Origin of the sequence: Catalinimonas alkaloidigena (genome assembly GCF_900100765.1) — a bacterium.
Classification (GTDB): domain Bacteria; phylum Bacteroidota; class Bacteroidia; order Cytophagales; family Flexibacteraceae; genus Mooreia; species Mooreia alkaloidigena.
Genome location: NZ_FNFO01000001.1, coordinates 255,248 through 277,650, shown reverse-complemented (window position 1 = coordinate 277,650; position 22,403 = coordinate 255,248). Strand labels below are relative to the sequence as shown.

15 protein-coding genes are annotated in these 22,403 nt (G+C 60.3%); 5 read left to right on the top strand and 10 right to left on the bottom strand.

Translation table 11 applies throughout. From position 1 onward, the window contains the following. Positions 1 to 10 precede the first annotated feature (10 nt). Genes BLR44_RS01165 through BLR44_RS01155 form a run of 3 tightly spaced genes read left to right on the top strand, consistent with a single transcriptional unit; the run spans position 11 to position 3,031 of the window. The gene (locus BLR44_RS01165) at positions 11 to 1,228 is read left to right on the top strand and encodes an ABC transporter permease (protein ID WP_089678076.1); all 1,218 of its coding nucleotides are present in this window, start codon (positions 11 to 13) and stop codon (positions 1,226 to 1,228) included. Beyond that, positions 1,221 to 2,306, top strand: a complete 1,086-nt coding sequence (locus tag BLR44_RS01160; protein WP_089678074.1) for a sensor histidine kinase — start codon at positions 1,221 to 1,223, stop codon at positions 2,304 to 2,306. Before BLR44_RS01165 ends, BLR44_RS01160 begins: the two co-directional genes overlap by 8 nt. Then, positions 2,303 to 3,031 (top strand): LytR/AlgR family response regulator transcription factor, encoded by a 729-nt coding sequence (locus BLR44_RS01155; RefSeq protein WP_089678072.1) that lies wholly within the window; start codon positions 2,303 to 2,305, stop codon positions 3,029 to 3,031. The genes BLR44_RS01160 and BLR44_RS01155 overlap by 4 nt, the downstream gene beginning before the upstream one ends. Positions 3,032 to 3,185: 154 nt before the next feature. Here the strand turns inward: BLR44_RS01155 and BLR44_RS01150 are convergent, their stop codons facing one another. Next, positions 3,186 to 5,405: a S9 family peptidase gene (locus BLR44_RS01150; protein ID WP_089678070.1), complete on the bottom strand. Its 2,220-nt coding sequence runs from the start codon at positions 5,403 to 5,405 to the stop codon at positions 3,186 to 3,188. A 350-nt stretch (positions 5,406 to 5,755) separates the two neighbouring features. Here BLR44_RS01150 and topA point away from each other — a divergent pair, with 350 nt between their 5' ends. Next, a complete protein-coding gene (gene topA / locus BLR44_RS01145; protein WP_089678068.1) occupies positions 5,756 to 7,876 on the top strand; it encodes a type I DNA topoisomerase in 2,121 nt (706 codons plus the stop codon). A 198-nt stretch (positions 7,877 to 8,074) separates the two neighbouring features. Here topA and BLR44_RS01140 read toward each other — a convergent pair whose 3' ends face one another. The 3 genes from BLR44_RS01140 to BLR44_RS01130 form a co-directional block, all read right to left on the bottom strand. Further along, on the bottom strand, positions 8,075 to 8,626 hold the full coding sequence (locus BLR44_RS01140; protein ID WP_089678066.1) for a DNA-3-methyladenine glycosylase I: 552 nt from the start codon (positions 8,624 to 8,626) through the stop codon (positions 8,075 to 8,077). A gap of 75 nt (positions 8,627 to 8,701) precedes the next feature. Further along, positions 8,702 to 9,454, bottom strand: a complete 753-nt coding sequence (gene bla / locus BLR44_RS01135; RefSeq protein WP_089678064.1) for a subclass B1 metallo-beta-lactamase — start codon at positions 9,452 to 9,454, stop codon at positions 8,702 to 8,704. 100 nt (positions 9,455 to 9,554) lie between these two features. Beyond that, positions 9,555 to 10,463, bottom strand: a complete 909-nt coding sequence (locus tag BLR44_RS01130) for an NmrA family NAD(P)-binding protein (RefSeq protein ID WP_089678062.1) — start codon at positions 10,461 to 10,463, stop codon at positions 9,555 to 9,557. A gap of 167 nt (positions 10,464 to 10,630) precedes the next feature. Between BLR44_RS01130 and BLR44_RS01125 the strand changes: the two genes are divergently transcribed. Continuing rightward, on the top strand, positions 10,631 to 11,158 hold the full coding sequence (locus tag BLR44_RS01125) for a GNAT family N-acetyltransferase (protein ID WP_089678060.1): 528 nt from the start codon (positions 10,631 to 10,633) through the stop codon (positions 11,156 to 11,158). Here BLR44_RS01125 and BLR44_RS01120 read toward each other — a convergent pair. From BLR44_RS01120 to BLR44_RS01095, 6 genes are all read right to left on the bottom strand, one after another. Beyond that, complete coding sequence (locus BLR44_RS01120) at positions 11,133 to 11,696, bottom strand: RNA 2'-phosphotransferase (protein WP_089678058.1); 564 nt, start codon at positions 11,694 to 11,696, stop codon at positions 11,133 to 11,135. The two genes, BLR44_RS01125 and BLR44_RS01120, sit on opposite strands and share 26 nt — an antisense overlap. Positions 11,697 to 11,713: 17 nt before the next feature. After that, positions 11,714 to 14,125, bottom strand: coding sequence for an alpha-L-rhamnosidase-related protein (locus BLR44_RS01115; protein WP_143017050.1), 2,412 nt, complete (start codon positions 14,123 to 14,125; stop codon positions 11,714 to 11,716). A 173-nt stretch (positions 14,126 to 14,298) separates the two neighbouring features. Beyond that, positions 14,299 to 16,053: a glycoside hydrolase family 13 protein gene (locus tag BLR44_RS01110; protein WP_089679072.1), complete on the bottom strand. Its 1,755-nt coding sequence runs from the start codon at positions 16,051 to 16,053 to the stop codon at positions 14,299 to 14,301. A gap of 198 nt (positions 16,054 to 16,251) precedes the next feature. Then, positions 16,252 to 18,900, bottom strand: coding sequence for an alpha-L-rhamnosidase-related protein (locus BLR44_RS01105; RefSeq protein WP_245705943.1), 2,649 nt, complete (start codon positions 18,898 to 18,900; stop codon positions 16,252 to 16,254). Between the two features lie 80 nt (positions 18,901 to 18,980). Next, positions 18,981 to 20,576, bottom strand: coding sequence for a glycoside hydrolase family 32 protein (locus tag BLR44_RS01100; protein WP_218126986.1), 1,596 nt, complete (start codon positions 20,574 to 20,576; stop codon positions 18,981 to 18,983). Between the two features lie 86 nt (positions 20,577 to 20,662). Further along, entirely contained in the window at positions 20,663 to 22,393 is a 1,731-nt protein-coding gene (locus BLR44_RS01095) for a RagB/SusD family nutrient uptake outer membrane protein (protein ID WP_089678052.1), read from the bottom strand. Positions 22,394 to 22,403 lie beyond the last annotated feature (10 nt).

The window sequence follows — 22,403 nt, the reverse complement described above, 5'->3', positions numbered from 1 at the left end:
CGAAATCCTTATGAACCTGATCAACCTTCTGAAAATCGCCGGCAAGGCCCTGAGCCGGAACAAGTTCCGCGCCTTCCTCACCATGCTGGGCATCATCATCGGGGTGGCGTCGGTCATTGCGATGCTGGCCATCGGGCAGGGCTCGAAAGACAGCATCCAGGCGCAGATCTCGCAGATGGGCTCTAACCTCATCTTCGTGCGGCCGGAGACGAACATGGAAAGTGGCGTCCGGATGGACCGTAGCGCCCTGCAAACCCTGACCCTGAACGACGTCGAGGCGCTGCAAGAGCAGGGAACCCTCCTTTCGGGCGTTTCGCCGGAGGTGAGCGGCAGCGGGCAGGCAATCTACAGTTCAAAAAACTGGCCGACCAGCATCAAGGGGGTCAACCTTGCCTACCTCGACATCCGGAAGCTGGAGCTGGCCGACGGCATTCTGTTCACGGACGAAGACATCCGGACGGCCGCGAAAGTAGCAGTCATCGGGCAGACGGTCGTCGACAACCTGTTCGACGGGGCCGACCCCATCGGACAGACCATTCGGTTCGAGTCCATTCCGTTCAAAGTGATCGGGGTCCTGGCCGAGAAGGGCGAAAATACGTTCGGGCAGGATCAGGACGATATTATCCTCGCCCCTTACACCACCGTGCAGAAACGCGTACTGGCCATCACCTACATTCAGTCGATTTACGCATCGGCGCAACGCGAAGATGTGGCGGAAGAAGCCAGCACGCAGATAACCGAGATTTTGCGGGCGTCGCATCGCCTCAAAGAGAGCGATCCCGACGACTTCACCGTACGATCGCAACAGGAACTGATCTCAACGTTCAGCTCTACCAGCGAGATCATGACCGTGCTGCTGGCCGCCATCGCGGGCATCTCTCTCCTGGTCGGCGGCATTGGCATTATGAACATCATGTACGTATCGGTTACGGAACGAACCCGCGAAATCGGGCTGCGCATGGCCGTAGGCGGACGCGGCACCGACATCCTGCTCCAGTTTCTGATCGAAGCCATTCTGATCAGCGTGGCGGGCGGCCTGCTGGGCGCCGCACTGGGCGTTGGCAGCACCTTTCTGATTTCGTATTACGCAGGCTGGCCGACCACCATCACGCAGGATTCCATTGTGCTTTCTTTTGCCGTCTGCGCCGTGACCGGTATCTTTTTCGGGTGGTATCCGGCCAGGAAGGCCGCGGCCCTCGATCCCATTGTCGCTCTACGCTATGAATAGTACCCTTGCTTTGGCGCCCGAAACACAAACCAGCTGGGGCTACCGGCTCAGCCGGAACAACTGGCTCATCCACGTGCTGGTCTGGGCCGTTCTGTTTCTGTTGCCGGTCCTTTTTTCGTTGAGCGACCCGATGGACTCGCCGCTCCGGTCGCTCCGCGAATGGTTGCCCCTGTCGTTTTCGCTGCTCCTTTTTTACCTGAACTATGCCTACCTGATCGAGCGCTTTCTGTTCCGGTCCAGGTACGGGGCATTTCTCTTGATCAACCTGGCGACCATTGCGGTCAGCATTCTGCTGATCTACGTGGGGTTTAACCTGATCAACCCGCTGCTGGAACGCGGGCTTGCGCTGCGTGCGCCGCCGCCGAATTTCCTGCTGTTCATCATTTTCCGAAACGCCCTTTCGCTGGCGCTGACCATCGCCGCCGCCATCGCCATCCAGTCGACGCGGCAGTGGCAGAAGACGCAGGAACGGGAAAAGCGCCTCCGGCAGGAACACCTCGAGTCGGAACTGGTCAACCTGAAAAATCAGCTCAATCCGCACTTCTTTTTCAACACGCTGAACAACATTTATTCGCTGATTGAGCTCGACCCGGAACAGGCACAGCAGGTGGTGTACCGGCTCAGCAAAATGATGCGTTACCTGCTGTACGACAGCAACGAGCGGTACGTGTCGCTGGCCCGCGAAATGGAGTTCCTCACCAATTACCTGGATTTGATGGCGCTGCGGCAATCCGACCATGTGCGCGTGCGCCGGTGCCTTACGTCCGACCATCCGGACCTCAAAATTGCGCCGCTGCTGTTCATCTCACTTATCGAAAATGCTTTTAAGCACGGCGTCAGTGCCACAGAACCGTCGGAGATCGAAGTGCGGGTGCAGGTGACGGAATCACCGCCACGTCAGCTGGTGTGCGTGATCCGGAACACCAACTTCCCGAAAGGAGACCACGACCGCAGCGGGTCGGGCATCGGCCTTGTGAACCTCGAAAAACGGCTGCAACTGCTTTACGACGGTCACCATGCATTGCACTATGCCGTGGAGGGGAATTACTTTGAGGTACGCTTAACGCTGGACGTATGAAAATTCGCTGCCTGATTGTTGACGACGAACCGCTGGCCCGCGACCTGCTGGAAGGCTACGTGCGCAAAACGCCGTTTCTGGAGCTGGTGGGCAAGTGCCGCAGCGCGGTGGAGGCGCTGCACGTGATGGAAGAGCAAGCCGTCGATCTGCTGTTCCTGGACATCCAGATGCCGGAACTGACGGGCATGGAATTTTCGAAGACCCTGGGCAAGCAGGTGCGCGTCATCTTCACGACAGCTTTTGATCAGTACGCACTGGAAGGCTTCAAGGTCAGTGCCCTCGATTACCTGCTGAAACCGTTCAGTTACGGCGATTTTTTGCGAGCTGCCCACAAGGCAAAAGAGTGGTTCGAGTTGGTGCAGTCGCCCGCCGCCCCCAACCCGCCCAGAACCGAGGACAAGGAACGCCTGCTGGTCCGCTCAGAGTACAAACAGATTCCGGTGGTGTTGCAGGACGTGCTGTATTTCGAAGGCCTCAAAGACTACATCAAGATTTTCCAGGAAGGGGAAACGAAGCCCATTCTGACGCTGATGACGATAAAATCGCTGGAAGAGCAGCTCCCGCCCGACCGGTTCATGCGGGTGCATCGGTCCTACATCATCAACCTCAAAAAAATCGCGTCGGTCGAGCGCAGTTTCGTCACAATCGGCCACCGCGCCGTCCCCATTGCCGACAAATACAAAGACCAGTTTCAGGAGTACCTCGCCAACCATTTTCTGAGTTGACGCCATAGCAACCCGATCTCCGGTTGACCTCCTCTTATTTATTTGCTTCTCCACTCCTTTTGTCATCTCGACCGCAGCGGACCGCCGCAACAGGGAGAGCGCTCTCACTTCGCAATGCTACGTTCGAGATGACACCATCGTGTGAGGTTCTGCTTTACGGCGTTACGGCCTGCACGCCGGGCGGACAGTACGTCTTCAGGTAATTGGTGTAGAGCGTCCGCAGGTGCTCGGTGGTACCCTCGCCTTCGTAGATGCCGTGCGTGCGGTTCGGGTAAGCCATGAATTGAAACTGCCGGTTGTGTTTCACCAGCTCGTTGATCAGCATTTCGGCGTTCTGGTAATGCACATTGTCGTCGCCGGTGCCGTGGATGTAGAGCAGGTTCCCGACCAGATTTTTCGCGTGCGTGAGGGGCGATCCCTGCACGAAATCTTCCCGGTTTTCCTGCGGCAAGCCCATGTACCGCTCCTGATAGATGTTGTCGTAGGTAAGCTGGTTGGCAACGGCCGCCAGGGCAATGCCCGTTTTATAAATCTCCGGGTACTGAAACAGGAGGTTGAGCGTGGCCGACCCGCCACCACTGTGCCCCCACACCGCGACGCGACTCGGATCGACGTAGTTCCACTTCAGAATTTCTTTGGCGGCCATGGCCTGGTCGCGGATGTTGACCTGCCCGATTTTCCGGTAGATCGCTTTGCGCCACGCGCGGCCTTTTGGGGCGGGCGTTCCCCGGTTGTCGAGCGAGAGGTAGAGGTAGCCGTCGGCGGCCATGTCGCCGTCGTAATTGCGGTTACGGCCCGCACCGTAGACATCGCGTACGGTGGTAGCCGCGGGTTCGGAATAGACCAGGAACACGACCGGATACCGCTTGGTCGAATCGAAATCGAGGGGTTTCACCATCCAGCCGTCCATTTCCACGCCATCTTCCGTCGTGACCTGAAAAAATTCGACGTGCGTATCGAGTTGCGCCGCCGCCAGTTTGGCTTTAATGCTGCTGTCAGGTTCGGTCGGGCGATGGCGCGGCAGCGACACCACCTCGCGCAGGGGACGGGTGTGCGTATTGGAGAACAGGTGAAACGCCCATTTGCCCGACGGCGAAAGGACGTAGCTGTGCGTACCTTGCAGGTCGGCCGGCGACACGCGCTCGGCTTTGCCGCCTTTGAGCCGCACGCGGTAGAGGTAGCGCTGCGTCGCGTTATCGGGCGAAGCCATAAAGTAAGCGTAGCCGGCTTTTTCGTCCAGGCCGCTGAACTCGATCACGTCGTAGTCGCCGGGGGTGATCAGCCGCTCGTTGCCCCCCTCGGTCGAGAGGCGGTAGAGGTGACGCCAGCCATCTTTTTCGCTGCTCCACAAAAACGCTTTTCCTCCGTCGAGCCACTCGAAGCGGTTCCGGAAATCGATGGCGTAGGGATTTCCCGCCTGGTCGACGTCGACCCACGCCTCGTCCTGCTCTTCGTAGAGCATCTGCGTAGCACCGGTAGTCGGATTGCAGGCCATCAGCTTGCTGTGGTTCTGTTTGCGGTTCAGTTGCTGAATCAGCAGCCGCGACGATTCCGGCACGTACTCCATCCGCACGATGTAGTGCTGGCGCGGATCACCGGGCACCTGCATCCAGGTCGTTTGCTTCGTTCCGAGGTCTACCACGCCGACCCGACACGCCGAGGGCGCTTCGCCGACTTTGGGGTATTCCAGCGGAATGGGCTGCGAGTAGATGGAATCGGTATTGTTGATCATGTAAAACGTGCCCGTGCCGTGCGCGTCGATCTGCCAGTAGGCAATGGCTTTGCTGTCGGGACTCCAGCGGAAGCCGTCGCGACAGAAAAACTCTTCTTCGTAGGCCCAGTCGAACGTTCCGTTGATCAACTGGGGGGTGCCGTCGGTGGTCAGGGCCGTTACCTCGCCCGATGCCAGGTCTTCTGCGTACACGTTGTTCTCGCTTACGTAGGCCACTTTCGTTCCGTCCGGCGAAAATTTGGCGAACATCAGGGAGCTTTCCGGCCGCCCTTTGCCCAGCGGCTGCAGGCGGCGTCCGTTCAGGTGCAGCACCCAGTAGTCGCCCCGGCTTTTCAGCCGCCAGACCCGCCGCGTGTTGGTAAACAACAGCACTTTGGTGCCGTCGTCCGAATAGGCATAGTAGTCTACCGCAAGGGGTTCTGTTTGCCCGGCGGGGGTCAGGTCTTTTTTGGAGAGCAACACCTGTCTTTCGTTGGCAGGCAGCGTATATTGGACCACCTCCCCGTCTTCCACCAACGAATACGATTGTCCGTCGGGCGACCAGTTGACTTGAGCACGCAACGCCGGAGCGAAGGAAAACAGAAACACGAACAGCAGAAACGCCTGACGCCAGACGGCCCGAACACGGAAGAGGTGCAGCATAGGAAAGATTGTGAAAAGACAGAAAAATAAAGTCCTAAAAATAAGGACTGCGTCGCAACCGTGCATCATTCCCGGACGGCAAACCAACGGCCGGCCCTGTGGAAGCTGATTGTCTTTAGTGTCGCAACGTTACAGTTCCGCCTCCGGCAGCCCTCTCGCGGCGGGGCGGAACCGACCACGCATTTGGGCCGCCAAGACCGTCGGGATAGGCAATGGAATGGTTCAAGTCGGGTAGATGTTGTATAGACACCGTAGCTTTGAGGTGGAGGGAACGTGCCTGGGGTGCGCCTCTCCGCCATTGAGTTCCACCATTTGCCCTGGCCGCGGTGCGAGGGCCTGACACGCGTACGATGAAACTCCTGATCGTCGAATCACCGAATAAAATCAAAAAGCTGAAGACGCTGCTGGACCCCAGCTGGGAAGTGGCGGCGTCGGTCGGCCACATCCGGGACCTGCCCCGCAAGAGCCTGGGCATCGATCCGCTGCGCGGGCACAAGATGCTCTACGAAATCTGCCACGACAAACAAAAAGTCGTGGCCGGCCTGCGCGACCGTGTGCAGCGCGTCGGGAAAGAGAACATCTACCTGGCGACCGACCCCGACCGCGAGGGCGAAGCCATCGCGTTTCACCTGTGTGCTGCGCTGGGGCTGGACTTCCGCACCACGCCGCGCGTCGCGTTTCAGGAACTGACAAAAGCGGCCGTCACCAAAGCGCTGGCGGCCCCGCGCACCGTCGATCTGCAACTGGTCGCTGCGCAGGAAAGTCGGCGGGCCATCGACCGGCTGGTGGGCTACCGGATTAGTCCGGTACTCTGGAAGCAACTGGAAAGCGGCCTCTCGGCGGGGCGGGTGCAGTCGGTGGCGCTGCGGCTGGTGGTGGAACGGGAACGGGCCATCGGGGCGTTTACGGAGACGTATCAGTTTCAGGTGACGGGTACATTCCGCACGCCTAAGGGCGATCTGTTGAAGGCGAAACGGACCCAGCCCCTGGCGACTGAGCAAGACGCCGAAGCTTACCTGAACGCGTCCATTGCCAAGACGTTCCGGGTCGTGAGCATCGAAACCAAGCCCCTCACCAAAAATCCGCCGCCGCCCTACGCCACCTCGTCGCTGCAACAGGACGGCGTCCGCAAGCTGAAGATGAGCGCCAAGCGCGTGATGGAAGTGGCGCAGAAACTCTTCGAGGCGGGCCACATCACCTACATGCGAACCGACTCGGTTAACCTGTCGGAAGAAGCGATCCAACAGGCGACGCAGCGCATCCGTGCGCTCTACGGTGAGGAGTACGTGGAAGAACGTCGTTTCAAGTCGAAGGCCGGCGCGCAGGAGGCCCACGAGGCGATCCGCCCGACGCACTGGGAATCGCCTGCGGCCGGAAGCACGCAAGATGAGCAGGATTTGTACGACCTGATCTACCGCCGCGCGTTGGCAAGCCAGATGCAGGCCGCCCGCTACGAACAGACCACGGTGACGATCCACAGCAACGTGTCGGACGACGAGTTCATCAGCCGGGCGAAGGTGCTGCTGTTCGACGGCTATCTGAAAGTCTATCAGGAGGAGGCCGACGACAAAGACGATGACGAAAACACGACCATCCAGCCCGTCCACGAGGGCGACCCGCTGGAACGCAAACTCCTCGAAGCCCGGCAAGCCTACACCCATCCGCCCAAGCGGTACGATCAGGCGAGTCTGGTTTCCGACCTGGAAAAAAAGGGCATCGGCCGTCCGTCGACCTACGCCTCCATCCTCTCGACGCTGTTCTACCGTGCGTACGTGGAAACCAAAAACGCACCGGGGAAGTCCGTCACAGCCGTCTTGCTTACGCTAAAAGGCGATACTATCCAGCGCAAGGAAAAGAAGGAGAAGCTCGGGGCGGAGAAAAACAAGTTGCATCCGACCGACAAAGGGCAGCGGCTCGTCGGCTACATGGAAGAACACTTCACGCAGGTGATGGACTACACGTTTACGGCCAAGTGCGAAACCCTGTTCGACCAAGTGGCGGAAGGCAAACGTGGCTACAAGGACCTGGTCCCGGCCTTCGACCGGCGGCTCGGCATCTGGCTGGAAGCGACGGGCGAACGGGCGGGACTTTCCTCTCCGGCGCGGGAACTCGGGCAACACGAAGGACACCCCGTCATGATCGGGGAGAGCACCTACGGCCCCTACCTCCGGTACAAAGATCAATTTTATAAACTCACGCAGCCACCCGCCGACGTGACAATCGAGTCGGCCATTGCCACCATCCAGGCGCAGCAGGAAGAGCGGGCGAAGTCGCTCGTGGCGCAGGTCGGGAAGTACTACCAGATTCGCCGGGGGCCGTACGGCCTCTACGTCACCGACGGAAAAGTAAAAGCCTCGCTCCCCCGCGGCATCACCGCCGAAGAGGCCGCCACCTGGAAAGTAGAACAGTGCAAGCAGGTGGTGCAGGACTATAAGGAGTGGAAGAAGAAACAGAAGGCGAAGGCGTCGTGAGGCAGCCTTGCAACGTCTTTTCGTTGCCGATGTAGCTAGCCGAGACATACCCCTTTACCGAGGCGTCGTCAAGGTAAACGTGGTACGTCACCTCACACTTAAGACAGTTGGTTTATCATTTTCAAAGATTCCTCGCAAGGAAGCGATAAGCGTCATGGTGTCCATCGACTTCAGCCTGCGCGGCATGGCCATAGATGATCAAGCCTCGTCCAACCACTTCGGATTCAGTTTCAGCAGTTGCTGATGGATCCTACAGTCGTCGCTGTGGGCGCCGGGCAGGTAGCCGATACTCATCAGAAACTCGTTGACGATTTCGCCGCCGGTAAACTTAAAGGTCTTTTTGAACAGCTTCACCCACTCGGCCTTGGGGCGGGGATGGTGATGCTCGATCCACGCTGCGAACGAGCCGTATTCCTGTTGCAAGCGTAAGATGGTCTTCGCGTTTTCGATGGCGGCGTTCACCTTGAGGCGGTTGCGGATGATACCGGGATCGGCCAGCAGGCGCGCGCGGTCTGCCTCCCCGTACGCAGCCACTTTTGCGATAGCGAACTCATCGTAGGCACGACGGAAGTTCTCTTCCTTGCGCAGGATGGTTTCCCAACTCAGCCCCGCCTGGTTGATCTCCAAAATCAAACGCCCGAACAGTTCGTTGTCGTCGTGAATCGGGAAGCCGTAGTGATGGTCGTGGTACTTTTTGTGCAGGGCCTTGCGGTCGTCGGACATACGCTCAATGGCGTGACAGTAGGACATGAAGCGAAGCGGTTGAGCAGTGATTGAGGTATCGATTAACGGCGAGAGAAGTCACCTGGCTGATGATTGATGAAATCAATTCGTAGCCTCAGGCGTGAACAGTTGGACGGTATAGTCCAGCAGTTCGATGCCGCCCGACGCGCCGTGGCCAGGGATCACGACGTTGAGATCGGGATGGGCGGATTTGAGCGCGGTGACGGTTTGGGGCCAGGCCGCGACGTTGGCGTCTTCCAGGTTACCTTTGCTGGCGTCGACTTCCTTGATCAGGCAGCCGCCAAACACGACTTCGTCGTCGGGCACGTAGGCGACGACGTTATCTTTCGTGTGTCCTTCGCCGAAGAACTCCGTTACCACTTTTTCATCGCCTACTTCCAATTCCAGCGTCCGGTCGAATCCGTTTTGCGGCACGGCCGAGCCGTTCGCGGTCGCCAGTTGGATGGTGGCGTGGCTGGCGTACGACGGAATCTGCCGCCGGTGAAACACCTCCAATCCGGCCAGGCAGTCGGCGTGAAAATGCGTGGGCACGATGGCCTTCACCTTCGCGTGGAGTTTGGTTTCCACCCACCGGAGCAACTCTTCCGAAGCGGGTTCGTCGGCCGGGGTATCGAAGATAAGCGCCTCGCCGTCGTCCACTACGATCATTCCGTTGCAGGCCACCTTCCCGAAACTTTCCGTGTTCAGGTACGAGATGTGCTGGTAGGCATGCTCCGAGACGGGCTGAATCAGCAGCGTTTCCGAAGAGTAATAGTGAGGATCTTGCGTGGTGCCGGCGGAGTTGCAGCCCAACAGCAGCACGCCCAGGGAAAGGAGTTTCCAGGTAGTGTTCATGCAAGAAGGCAAGGAAAGGGTGATGCCTGCGAAGGTACACAGTAGCCGCGGGTCTGCCGCTACCGTACGTTCGCAATCCTGTCCTTTCTTGCCCTTTGCCCTACGCCGTTACTACGGATTGATGCGCCGTCAACAGATCCTTCACCTTGGTCCACCGGATGCCGGGGTAGCGGTCGTTGTCGAGCGGCGCGAGCTTGCCGCGTCCGTCGAACATGTCGCGCGTGTACTGCATGCCCTGCCAGGCGGGAAACACCTCGTCGGCGGCCGGAGCGACCATGCGCGTTACGTTGATGAGCGTGCCGAGGCGCTTCAGGCTACCGGCACGCACCACCCGGAACTGATCGCCGGTTACCTCGCTGGCGACCACTGCCAGTCCCCGGGCGTCGAGCACATCGCCGGCAATCCGCAGGAAGCGAGGCGTATCGGGATCGAGCGCGGCGGCGGCGGTGTACTCGGCTGTGTTGGCAATGGTGGTGAAGTCCAGCAACTGGTCGGCACGCTCCCAGTACATCACCCGCTTCAGCGGGAAGAGAATCATCGGGGCCTGCCCGGTCAACAGGTCCATGAACATGCCGTTGAGTACCGACGTGGCCGCAATGGGTTGCGCTTCCAGGTAGGTCCGAAAGGCCCGCCGCAAGTCGAAATTGCGGTTGGTGCCGGCCGGAAGTTTGGTGAAATCGGCGGCAAAGTCGGACGGGATAAAGCGGGGCACGCCCGCGCGGACAGCCGCATCGAGCAGTTGTTTCTGGGCGGTGAAGATCACCTCGCCGAGGCCCGAAAGTGCCGACACCACGCAGTCTACCCCTTCGCAGGCGTGTGTCAGAGCGGCCTGATCGGCCAGGTCGAGCGTGATGATGTGTGCGCCCCGTTGTTCCAGGTTGTGTACCGTAACGGCATCTGAACTGGCGCGTACCAAGGCCCGCACCCGGGCGCCCCGGTCGAGCAATCGTGCGATGATCTGTCCCCCCAGGTCGCCCGTTCCCCCGGCTACCAGAATTGTCTTGTCCATGTGTGTGTGCTTCGAAGTAAAAAGTCAGGCGCGCTTCGTTGGGTCGCCTCTCTTACAAGTACCCAACGCGCAGATTGTTTAAAGGATATCTGAAAATCTGCGGCACCGGTCGCAACGCCCCGGCTCGCTACCTTTGTGCGGCATGAACAAACCCGGTTTTTGAGCTTATGGAACTGATTCGACCCACGCGGGCCTACGCCGAAAGTTTTATGGAAGCGATGGAGGAACTGCAACAGCACGGCGAAGCGGTGTTCTGGAACGAGATCGGGAGCCCGGCCTCGGCGGAAGCGTACCTCCGGCTGGTGACGCAGCACGCGCAGGGCAATGCGCTGCCCCCCGCCTGGAACGCCTACTCCACGTTCTGGCTCGTCGACGGCGGGGTGTTTATCGGGGAGAGTCGCATCCGCCACCAGCTCACCATGTTTCTCCGCACCATCGGCGGACACATCGGCTACACGATCCGCCCCGGCCAACGACGGAAGGGGTACGGCACGACCATCCTCCGCCTTACGTTGCCCGAGGCGCACCGTCTGGGCATCGATCCGGCGCTGATCACGTGCGACGAAACCAACATCGGTTCGCGGAAAATCATCGAAGCCAACGGCGGGGTGTTTGAAACGGCCAACGACCAGGGAAAAGGCAAGCCACGCAAGCTGTTGTTTTGGGCGTCTACTTCTCCTGCAAAGACGCAATGAACGCAGCAGGCACCTCGTCGGTCAGCCAGACGCCGTTGTCCGACCGATAAAACGCATACCCTTCGCGGGCCATAGCCCCCGCCCGAATCGTCAGGATGACCGGCTGCCCACGCCGCGCGCCCACGTGCTCGGCGGTGGTGCGGTCGGCGCTGAGGTGCACGTGGTGGCGACTGCCCCGTTGCAATCCTTCGGCTTGGATGGCATTCATAAACTTCGCAACGGTACCGTGATAAAGAAACTCGGGCGGCGTGGCGGGGGCGTAGCCCAATTCCACCGGTACGGAATGGCCCTGGCTGGCGCGGATGCGCTGCCCGGTTTCGTCCAGCCGGAAGCGTTGCTTGTCGTTGTGGGTTACGATATACCGCAGCATGTCGTGGGTGAGGGCCACGCCCTTTCGGTTAGCGCGCCTGATCAGGTCGTCTACGTCGGCCCAACCGGAAGCGTCGAGCGTCAGGCCGATCGTTTCGGGTTGGTGGCGCAACACCAGGCTCATGAATTTACTCAGCCGTTTCTCTTCGGCCGCCGATAAGGAGTTCATCTACCAAAAGTAGGGCTTTACTCCGTCAGCCGCAGGCCCACGTCCCTCCCTTCCGCTACCCACACGTCGAAATTTCCCTCCCGCCGCGGCGTGACGACCTTCCCATCTTGTTCCCATCGGGCGAATTTTCCTGCCGGAAAGGCGACCTCCAACGACCAGTCGGCCTGCCGCTGGTGTAGCTGTAATTCGATCTCGCCGCCGGTACGGTAATACTGCATGTCCAGGGCATTGTCTCCCACCTTCACGTTTGCCAACCGGGCCTCGTTCCACGCCGACGGCATTTGCGGCTGGAGGCGGATCGTCTGCGCATAGGCACGCGGCCGGATGCCGAAAAACTGCTGCACCAGCGGCACAGCGAAGCTGTAGATCGTCCAGGCCTGCGCCATCATCCCGAAGTCGGGCGACACTTCGTACAGAGAGCCAGGCAGCGCGAAGCTGAACGAGCGCGTCATGCGGCGAAGGTAGTCAAGCGCCTGGTCGGGCCGTCCGTAGTTGTTCTCGGCAATGGCCTGCACACCGGTCGGCAGCGTCATCACCGCGCCGGTGTAGGTAAAGACTTTCTGGTGTTGTGCGAACGAACTTTCGTCCTCGCCGGCCGTCTCGTCCCGGTCAATGCCCGTTACAAACACGCCGTACGGATTCACGAACCGGTGGCCCGTCTCCAGCGCGGCAAGCGCCTTGGCGGTGTCGGCGATGCCCATTTCCATCGGGGTGTTCACAACCCAGTTGTGGTGCAGGACAAAGCCCTGTTTCTGCTGCGCCGGATAGGACGCCAGGGCGCGTCGGGTGGCTTGCAGCTCGTCGACCGCCCAGGGTTTGTGGAGCGTATCGGCACGGATCAGCGCATCGTCGATGAGGTGACGGGCCTGTTCGGTGGTGCCGATAAAGTCGGCGTACGAGCGAAAGGCGGGCACCCAGAAATCGTCGTTGATCTTCCGGCGCAGTTGCGCGGCGAGGTCGGCGTAGCGCCTCGCCAGCGAATCCTCGCCCAGTTCTTGCGCCATCGCGGCGGCATCGGCAAAGGCGCGTTGGGTGTAGGCGGCCACGTCGACCATCTCGCTGTTGAGGCCGTGAATCTCCATCATCCCGAACCCGTCGGGCAAGAGGTTCCCGTCCCGGTCGTTTTCGGTCATCAGCCAGTCCAGCCCTTCCTTCACGGTCGGATAGTAGCGTTCCAGAAACGCCCGGTCGCCTGTCCATTCGTAGACCGTCCAGATCAGCGAAGCGAACTGCGGCGTCTCGTTCACGTTGCCGGGGTTGAACACCGCCCCGTTGGTCGAAACTTCGTGGACGATGCGGCCGTTGCCGTTCGCCGAGTCGGAAAGCTGGTGAATCAGGGCGATGGTGCGGTACACCAGGTCGGTCTGCCCGATGGCCAGCACGCCTTTCAGGGCGTAAGCGTTGTCGACCCCAAACCACCACGGATAGTCGGGAAGGCCGGCCGAAAGCCCGCGCCCCTGTTCGGGCACCTCGCGGACCAGCCAGTCGGTGCTGTACTTCAGCCACGCGAATGCCTGTTGGATTTCTTTGTCCGGGATGGACAACTCCGACTGCTGCGCCAGCCGTGCGTACCGCGTTCGCTTCGCTTCTAACAACGCCGCGGCGTTGGTCTGCACGTCTTCGTAGGTCGCTAGTGCCGCCTGGCGGGATCGGTACGAACCGGCTACGGTAAACATTACGTGTACCGTAGCCCGGGGCGGCAAGTGCAGATTGTAACGCAGAGAAGCGCTAACGCCCCGGCCCGCCGGCTGGTACGCGCAACTCGCCTCTCCCGAAGCATGGGCCGACGGGTCTGTCTCCGACCCAAACACCACGTACCAAGGATTGCCGGCGTCCTGCACCACCCAGCGCTGCCCCGCTTCGTCCCACGTGGCCCGGTCGGTGCTATCCACCATGCCGGTGCGTTCGCCCAGCCAGACCGGGCGCAGGTCGGAAACGCCGGTCCATCGGAACGTGTATGCCTGCGCGGTATCGCGTTCGTTCGTAAAGGTGTAGTCTACCACCAGAGCCTCTTTGCCATCGGGCACAAACTGCATCCGCTCGACCCGCAGGCCCATCTCCGGGATTCGGTACAGGTGCGCATTGGCAAAAGGATAATTCCGAAAGGTGTCCGCTTCCGTGAGGCATACCGTCCGCCCCTCGGCCGTGAGCTCCGCCACGAAGCCGTCCAGTAGTTTGATGGGATGATCCCAGAGGCCGCCCATCTCGCCGGTGACGTGCCAGCCCAGGTCCGGGAACTGCCCGTCCTGATGCCCGACCAGGTAGACGCGGTCGCCCGCCGTCAGGAATGGCGAGCGCAGGTAGGCGGGTCGGCCCGTGAGCGAAGGCACGTCGGCAAAGCGGTCGGGGCGTGACGCCTGCGTGGCGGGGTCGGATGGTGCCGTGCATTGCAACAAAAGCAGCCCGCCGAGGAAGCAAAGTCGTTTCATGTGGTGGAGACGAGAACGCTGAAAGATACTCAGAATCATCTTGCGAGGTAAAAACAGGCAACGCTGCCCACACGACCGTCTTGGCTGCCACCATACCTTTTACTCAGCACCCTGGAGTGCAAGGCCGGAGCGGGTCGGCGGGACTTACGCGTTGCCTGACTCAAACATCTTTTTCAGGGTAGTTGGTAGATGACGGCCTCGTAGGGCTGGAGCGTGAGGGGTCCGTTCGTGGTGAGTTGGGGAGACGTGGTGGCCTCGTTTGACAGCAGAAGCGTTGCGCCTTCGGTCTCCACCGCCACCGCCGTCCGGGCGGTCGTCTCCGAAAAGTTCAGCGCGACCAGCATGCGCCGTCCGCCTCCTTCGCGCAGGTAGGTATATACCTGTGGATTATCCTCGTCCAGCAGCGTGTAGCGTCCGTAGACCAACACGTCCGGGTACTGCTTCCGCAGGTCGATCATCCGGCGGAAGTAGTTCAGCACCGACCGGGGGTCCTTCTCCTCCACCGCCACATTGACGGTCAGGTAATTGTCGTTCACAGCAATCCAGGGCGTTCCCGTGGTAAAACCCGCATGGGCCGTCGTGTCCCACTGGAAGGGCGTCCGTGCGTGGTCGCGCGACAGGGCGCGCAACTCCCGCAGGTACAGGTCCAGATCGCCGCCGTTCTGCTGCACCGCCCGGTAGCCGTTGCGGGCGGCGATGTCGCGGTACTGGGAAATCGTGTTGAAGTCGGCGTTGGTCATACCGAGCTCGTCGCCGTTATAGTAGTAGGGCGTGCCACGCATGCTCAGGATGAAGGTGGTCAGCATCTTGGACGAAGCCGCCCGGAATTCGGGACGGTCGTTGCCGAACTTGCTCACCATACGCGGCACGTCGTGGTTGCCCAGAAAGATGGCCAGCCATCCCTTTTCGGCGAAGGCGCTGTCCCACTTCGTGTAGACCCGTTTGAAGTCCTTCAGCGTGTAACCCGCCAGCGTATTGCCCAGGTCCACCCCCTCGAAGTGATAGACCATGTCCAGTTCGTGACGCTCCGGATCGACCAGCGACATGGCGTCCTCAAACGTACTGCCTGCCCCTTCGGCCACGGTCATGATGTCGTACTGACTGAATACCTCTTCGTTCATCTCCCGGATGTAGTCGTGCAGGTGCGGCCCCATGCCGTAGTACCGGATGATCTGCTTCTCGTACCCCGCCGGAAACGCGGGGAAAGTGGTGTCTTTGGCGACGTACTGAAAGGCATCGAGCCGCAGCCCGTCGACGCCTTTGTCCAGCCAGAAGCGCATGATGTCGTGCACCTCTTCCCGCACCTTCGGGTTTTCCCAGTTCAGGTCCGGCTGTTTGCGCGAGAAATAATGCAGGTAGTAGGCATTGGTGAGCGAGTCGTACTGCCAGGCGTCGTTGTTCACGTCGAAGAAGCTGTAGCGCGGCGTGGGCGTGCCCCGCTCGGCGTTCCACCAATGGTAGTAGTTGCGGTAGGGATTGTCGCGCGAACGGCGCGATTGCTGGAACCACGCGTGCTCGTCGCTGCTGTGGTTGACGACCATGTCCATCACCAGCCGGATGTCGCGCGCGTGCAGCCCTTCCAGCAACTGGTCGAAGTCCTGCAGGGTGCCGAACTCTGCCATGATGTTGCGGTAGTCGCTGATGTCGTAGCCGTTGTCGTCGTTCGGCGAGCTGTAGATCGGGTTGAGCCACACCACGTCGATGCCGAGGCTTTTCAGGTAGTCGAGCTGGGAAACAATGCCCTGCAGATCGCCGACGCCATCGCCGTCGCTGTCCTTGAAACTGCGCGGATACAGTTGGTAGACTACGGCTTCTTTCCACCACGCCTTTTCCGGGGAAGTGGCAATTTTCTCGGGCGACGACGGCGGCCGATTGCCCGCGCAACTCAACAGGGACAGGCCGATGCAGAACAGGAGGAGGTGCTTCATGGTGGGGCGGGAGTCGTAAGAAAACGAACGATTCAAAGCTAGACAGCGGCCGCCCACCACCCTTTCAGGATCGGTTCAAATGCTTTCGATTTGGTTACATCGTGTCCACAGACGGTGCTGTCCTCACAAGAAAGCCACGATTCTGTGCTCCAGAGACCGTAGCTTTCTTGTTCGAAACCCACTTTTGGAATAGCTCTATCAGGGCAGCCGCGTTACACGCAGGAAATCGATCATGGCCTGGTTCACCTCGCCATGCATGTTGGCGTTGTGTGGCTCGAATCGGAGGTGTAGCTGATGCGTGCCTTTGGGCAGTTCGGCCGGAATGGCATTCGTAAACCCCCACTCCGACCACTCGTCCGCCCCCCGCTGGGGCAGCACGACGGTGCCCAGAAAATCGTCCCCGTTGCGCAAGGTGCGGATCGCGCAGCGGTTGTCGGTGTTGATGGGGCCGTTGCCGTTCGCGTAGCGAAAATCCAGCGCGTACCGTCCGTCCTCAGGAACAGTGACTTCAAAAACCAGATCTGTATGGGTCTGCTGACTGATCTCGACGAATCCACTGCCCGAGAAGCCTTTGTAAGGATGCGACGCGGGTACGGCGGCCTGTTCGGCTTCGTAGCGCTGCACGTGCCGGGGCAGGACTACCGGCTCGCTGCCAAACGACGCCACGCCCTCGCCATCCACCGCCAGCACCTGGTACTCGGCAACGTCGGTCTCCTCAGGAAGGGCGAAAAAGGGCTTTTCGGTGCGCGCTACTTCCTGTCCGTTTTTCAGTACCCAATACTCCGTAACGCCGGGCTGTGCGTCCCAGTGCAGTTCCCCATTTTTCAATTCCACCACCGGCGCCGCGGGCGAATCGCGGTCAGGTACGTGGTGAACCTCCCCTCCTACCGACTGGTTCGACAGCACGATCTTCACCGTGTGTTTGCCTTCCAGCGTCGCGGGCAGCACCGGCTGTTCCAGGGCCTCTTCGTCCAGCGTAATCGCTTCGATCCGATTGCCGTAGCCTTCAACCGTGAGGGTGAGGACGGCATTCCGGTAGGCGAAATTTTCCAGCGTGTGCGTCCCGGCGAAACGTTCGGGGACAAAGGGTGCCAAGACCAACCGTTCGGACTCGAAATGCATGCCGAAGAAAATGCGGTACACCATGCTCAGGTTCCCCGACAAACTCCACAACATCCGACTGGAATTGATCTGCGTCCCGGCAAAATCGCCCGTACTGGCTACGAAGTTCTCTTTATTGGTCAGGAATAAGGCCGCCGGCCGGTAAATCGCGTTCAGGCTCTGCGTCAGGGCTGTTTCGTTGCCCGCTTTTGCGGCGGCCAGCGACCAGTAGGCCTGCACGAAGGGCCAGATGCCGTTGTTGTGGTAGGGCGGGATATGAGGAATCTGCGGATAGATGCAGGGAATGCCGAAGTTGGTCACCGGCGTCCGGGCCACGAGGGTCTGTTGCCGGTCCGCATCGGCCACCTCGAACAGTACGCACAGCGCCTCGCCCAATGCCTCCGCACGGGGCGAAAGAAGTTTGTAGTGGCGACCGTACAGGAATTGCCCGTAATACCCCCGCTCCTCCTGCCACAGGTACCGGTCCAGCCCCTCCCGGATTTTTCCTGCCACCTGACGGTAGTGTTCCGCCTCGGCCGTATTACCCAGTCGGGTCGCCATCTCGGCCAGAATCAGGTTCGCGCGGTAATGCACGGCGTTGGTGCCCAGGTTGAGCGACTCGTAGATGTCGGCGGGCTGCATCCAGGCCGGGTACGTCTGTTCCCGCCAGTCGAGGAACGACGATTCGCCGCGCACCAGCCCCGTCGCCGGATCGTAGGCGTTGCGTACATCCTCGTCGATGGACTTGCGGATGATGGGATAGGCTTCCCGCAGCCAGTCCTCGTCGCCCGTCACTACGTAAATTTCCCAGGCCGCGACGGCCCACACGATGCGGTCGGTCGAGACGGGATACGCGCCCCCGGTGCCGGTGTCCTGAATGATGCGTCCCTCCTTCACTTTCCGCATCAGGCTGGTCCTGGCGACTTTCGGTTGCAGTAGGGCCATCGACAGCAGAATGCTGTAGCTGATGTCGCGCGTCCAGACGCCCGCCCACTCTGCCCCGGTTCGGAACGTGCCGTCGGCTTCGATGTCGGTCAGCATTTCTTCCAGCGACAGGTTGTAGAGCGCCTCCACCAGCGGATAGTTGCCGTAGTAACGCGGAAAGGCAGAAATGTCTTTGGAGAGGCTCCAGTGCGAAGCCGTGGTTTTCTGGTCCTGTGGCGCGTTCATCGTGAGCGTTACGTCGTAGATGCCGTCACCGTCCGGATCGTGCAGTTCCAGTTCGGGAAATGCCGTCAGGTTATCGAAATCCCACACGAGCGGCGCGGTACTCCCGGCCACAAAAACGCCTTTGAAATCTTCCTTATAAAGCTTCTCGCCGTCATAGGTTTCGAAAAAACCTTTTTCCTCAAACGACCGCAACACGTGGCGCAGGTCCAGCCGCAAGTGCAACTCGGTGTTGGGCCGCAGGTACGTACCGGGCGGAATGTCCGACGTATCCACGTACTGTTCGCCGAAGCGAATCAGCGGCGGCTGGCACACCCCATTCTGACTTACGCAGTGGAATTGGTGATCCTGCCCCGGTTTCATTTCGTTGTCCTTGCCGTTGAGGCTGAACTTGAACTGAATCTGCGGCGAAACAAACGCGTTGGCCGGGCTTTGGTAGTTCGAACTTAACTCGGTCGGCGACAGGACGCGGGCCACGTACGGCCCCTGCACCACGCGATCGGGAAACACCGAAAATACGTCCGACTGCCACAGCGGACCCTGGGGTTGACGGGGAGGCGATTGTGTCTGACAGCTCACAAGCAAAAGGATGAATGAAAAAAAGCCGACGGCTTTCCTGAAAATAATCATTAACGGGAAGCGGGTCGGCCCGGGTTTCATCACAGCGGCTTTTGTGTCAGGCTGAAGGCCTCTCCCCCGTTGAAATGCAGCGAGTCGCGTTCCGTGAACAGGGCGGCGTGCGTAAAGTCTTCGTTCGGGAAGAAGATGCTGGTCATCACGGTGGTGCCGTCGTCGGCAAACAGTTCGACCGAAGCGACATCGACGTACAGGTGCATCGTCAGCGTATCGCTCTCGGCAAGGCGGGGCGCCGTGATGCGCCGGACAAACCCTTCTTTAAAGTCGGTTTTGCCGGAGCGCGACCGGTCGATATACCACTGCTTTGCCTGGGGCTCGTACCCGATGCGGACTTCTTCGCCCAAGTCGTTGAACAGCCGCACGCCAAAGTCGGAGGCGGTGGTCTTCGGCAAATCGAACGACAACTTGAATTCCATCGCGGGCGACTGGAGGTTGGCCTGATGCGACAGGTCGAGCGAATCGCGCACGGTCGCGGCCGAAAGCGTGTAGGAGCCGTTGCGCAGTTGTTCCAGTTCCTGCACGGGACGCGACGCCAGCCGCACGCCCGCGTCGGTCTGCACCAGGCTCAGCGTGCGGGCCACGGTCATGGCACTGCGCCAGGCGTACGTGGGGACTTCTTTTGCGTAATCCCAGTTGCTCATCCACCCGATGAACAGCCGACGCCCGTCGCTTTCCGGCACGTTCGACCACGTTACGCCCGCGTAATCGTCGGGGCCGTAGTCGATCCAGAGCGTATCGTTCGGATAATCGGTCGTAAATTTCTTTCCGTCGAAGTTGCCCACGAAGTACTGCGTGGCCGAGCCGCCGTTGGGGCCGCCCGGGTTGATGCTCAGCAACATCACCCACTTCTGCTGTCCGTTTACCATCATCGGAAACAGGTCGGGGCATTCCCACACGCCGCCGTGGTCGCCGTTTTTTTCGCCGAACTCACTCAGGAACGTCCACGCTTTCAGGTCGGGCGAGTTGTAGAGCCGTACGCGGTCGCCCGCCGCCAGAATCAACACCCAGCGTTGTGTCGGCTCGTGCCAGAACAGGTTGGGGTCGCGAAAGTCGCGCAGGCCCGGGTTGTTCACCACCGGATTGTTGGCGTACTTCTCCCACGTCCGGCCTTTGTCGAGGCTGTAGGCAATGCCCTGCGTCTGGTAATCGTTGCGCCGGGCCCGCTCACCTTCGGCGTTGTGGTACGTGAACATGGCCACCAGCGGCGGGTTGTCGGCCGAACCGAACCCGGAAGTGTTGTCGACATCGGCCACCGAACTTCCCGAGAAAATCATCCCGATGCTGTCCGGATAAAGCGCAATGGGCAGGTGCTCCCAGGTGACCAGATTGCGACTCACGGCGTGGCCCCAGTGCATCGGGCCCCACACGTTGCTGTCGGGGTAGTGCTGGTAAAACAGGTGGTATTCGCCGTCGTAAAAGACCATGCCGTTGGGGTCGTTCATCCACTGTTCGGGCGGCGTAAAGTGGTACAGTGGGCGGTGCTGCTCCAGGGTGTCCTGCCCGGAGGCGGTGGACGGCCCCGCCGTTGCGGTGGCGTTCTCCTGCGAGGAAGTCTGGCAGCCCGCCATCAGGACGCACAGCCCTACCGAGGCGCAGACGAAAGAAGAAAGTTTGCTCATGATGGAAAATGTAAGTTGACAACAGCGCAGCCACGCGGGGCGACGCTGTTGTCATAGGTACGAGGTTCTTGAGGAAAAGAAAAGATTTAGTAACCGGGATTCTGTTCGTAGCGCCCTTTGGTGAAGTCGATTTCGCGCTGCGGAATGGGCAGGTACTCGTCGCGTCCCGCCGTGAAGTGCGCGTTGCTCAGGTAATCGCGCTTCGTTTTCTCTTCGGCCAGGTAGGCATTCAGGGTCGGCTCTGCAATGCCCCAGCGCACCAGGTCGAAGAAACGCGGACTCTCCATCGCAAATTCCAGCCGACGCTCCCACTGCAAGGCTTTGCGGGCGTTTTCCTGCGTCCAGTCGATGTTGCTGCCCGGCACGTACGTTTCGATCCGGTAGTTCGACGGATTGCTGCCGTCGGCCTTTTGCAGGCGTTCGGTACTGGCTTTGGCCCGTTCCCGCACCTGGTTGATCAGCGGCAGCGCTTCGGCGTGCCGCCCCAGCTCGATGAGCGCCTCGGCCTTCATCAGCAGCACATCGGCGTAGCGAATAAAGTCGATGTTTTTAGACGTCCCGATGAACGGCCCCTGTTTCAGGTAGCACGCACAGTCGGGCAGCTGCTGTTCTTTCATGTTGCCGAAGAACCCGTAAACACCCGGGTCGCGCGCCCAGCTTTCGCTGTAGACAAACTCAGGGTTGTATTTGTACGGATGGCCCGGCACGCCGACCGTGTGGTCGAGCCGCGGATCGACGCCGTTGGCCAGGAAGTCGCTCGGGGCCAGCATGTCCTCGTCGTTAAACGTGTCAAACATCGGCAGGCCGGCTTCACTGGTTTTGAAGGCGTTCACCATGTTCTGGCTGGCGTAGTGGAAGCCACAGCACCCGTATTCCGGCGCGCCGTGCGGCGAGTTAAGGCCCGTCACGAACGAGACGCGCCCGGTGGTGGTCCCGTCGGCAATGGAGAACTGCGCAGCAAAGACCGACTCGGTTCCGTTGTCGTATCCGTCCAGGAAGTTTTCGGCAAAATCGCCCTGCAGGCTGTAGCGCCCCGCGTCGATGACGTCGCTGGTCAGTGACACGACTTCTTCGAGCCGCGCCGCGTTGATGTTGACGACCTGGTGGCTCTCGTTCTGTTCGTAGGCTTGGTAGAGCCGCACCTTCGCCAGGTACGCCTTGGCGGCCAGTTGGTTGGCGCGGCCTACTTCCGGCTGGGTGGCGGGCAGGTTGTCGATGGCAAACTGAAAATCGTCCGCAATCTTGTTCCACAGTTCGTCGTTTGTGTACTCCCGGTTCGAGGTCTGCAGAATCTCTTCCGGCGACTTGGTCTCGTCGATGTACGGAATGTACTTGAAGAGCTGCTTCAGCATGAAGTACGAGTGCCCGCGCAGGAAGCGCAGTTCGCCGGTGCGGGTGGCTTTCAGGTCAAAGTCCTCGGTTTCCTGCAGGGCCTTCAGCGCGAAGTTGGTGCGGGAGATGGCCTTGTAGTGGTTCGAGAAGGTCAGCGGCCCCATCCAGTTGTCGCCCGTCTGGGGCTGCACCAAGTTGTACTGCTCCAGGTAGTTGATGTCGATCACGTCGGAAATCCCGCCGCCCGCTTTGTAGGCGTCGTCGGAGCGCACGCTGCCGTACACCCAGCTGCTGGTAATCGGGCCGATCATTTCGTCGTTGGCGATACCCGCGTAGGCGGCCGTCACCAGGCCCTCGATGTTTTCGGGCACGGCCACATTTTCGGAAGAGAGCACGCCCTTCGGTTCGTACTCGAGGAAATCTTCACTACAGGCCGCCAGGATCAGCAACGCGGCGCTAAAGAGGGAAATAGTCTTGAGTTTCATGAGGTTGGTT

Coding starts and splice junctions, on each gene's coding strand:
- BLR44_RS01150 (WP_089678070.1), bottom strand. CDS start 5,405: ATGCTGCACCTCTTCCGTGTTCGGGCCGTCTGGCGTCAGGCGTTTCTG.
- BLR44_RS01125 (WP_089678060.1), top strand. CDS start 10,631: ATGGAACTGATTCGACCCACGCGGGCCTACGCCGAAAGTTTTATGGAA.
- BLR44_RS01115 (WP_143017050.1), bottom strand. CDS start 14,125: ATGAAACGACTTTGCTTCCTCGGCGGGCTGCTTTTGTTGCAATGCACG.
- BLR44_RS01130 (WP_089678062.1), bottom strand. CDS start 10,463: ATGGACAAGACAATTCTGGTAGCCGGGGGAACGGGCGACCTGGGGGGA.
- BLR44_RS01100 (WP_218126986.1), bottom strand. CDS start 20,576: ATGAGCAAACTTTCTTCTTTCGTCTGCGCCTCGGTAGGGCTGTGCGTC.
- BLR44_RS01165 (WP_089678076.1), top strand. CDS start 11: ATGAACCTGATCAACCTTCTGAAAATCGCCGGCAAGGCCCTGAGCCGG.
- BLR44_RS01110 (WP_089679072.1), bottom strand. CDS start 16,053: ATGAAGCACCTCCTCCTGTTCTGCATCGGCCTGTCCCTGTTGAGTTGC.
- topA (WP_089678068.1), top strand. CDS start 5,756: ATGAAACTCCTGATCGTCGAATCACCGAATAAAATCAAAAAGCTGAAG.
- bla (WP_089678064.1), bottom strand. CDS start 9,454: ATGAACACTACCTGGAAACTCCTTTCCCTGGGCGTGCTGCTGTTGGGC.
- BLR44_RS01095 (WP_089678052.1), bottom strand. CDS start 22,393: ATGAAACTCAAGACTATTTCCCTCTTTAGCGCCGCGTTGCTGATCCTG.
- BLR44_RS01140 (WP_089678066.1), bottom strand. CDS start 8,626: ATGTCCTACTGTCACGCCATTGAGCGTATGTCCGACGACCGCAAGGCC.
- BLR44_RS01120 (WP_089678058.1), bottom strand. CDS start 11,696: ATGAACTCCTTATCGGCGGCCGAAGAGAAACGGCTGAGTAAATTCATG.
- BLR44_RS01155 (WP_089678072.1), top strand. CDS start 2,303: ATGAAAATTCGCTGCCTGATTGTTGACGACGAACCGCTGGCCCGCGAC.
- BLR44_RS01160 (WP_089678074.1), top strand. CDS start 1,221: ATGAATAGTACCCTTGCTTTGGCGCCCGAAACACAAACCAGCTGGGGC.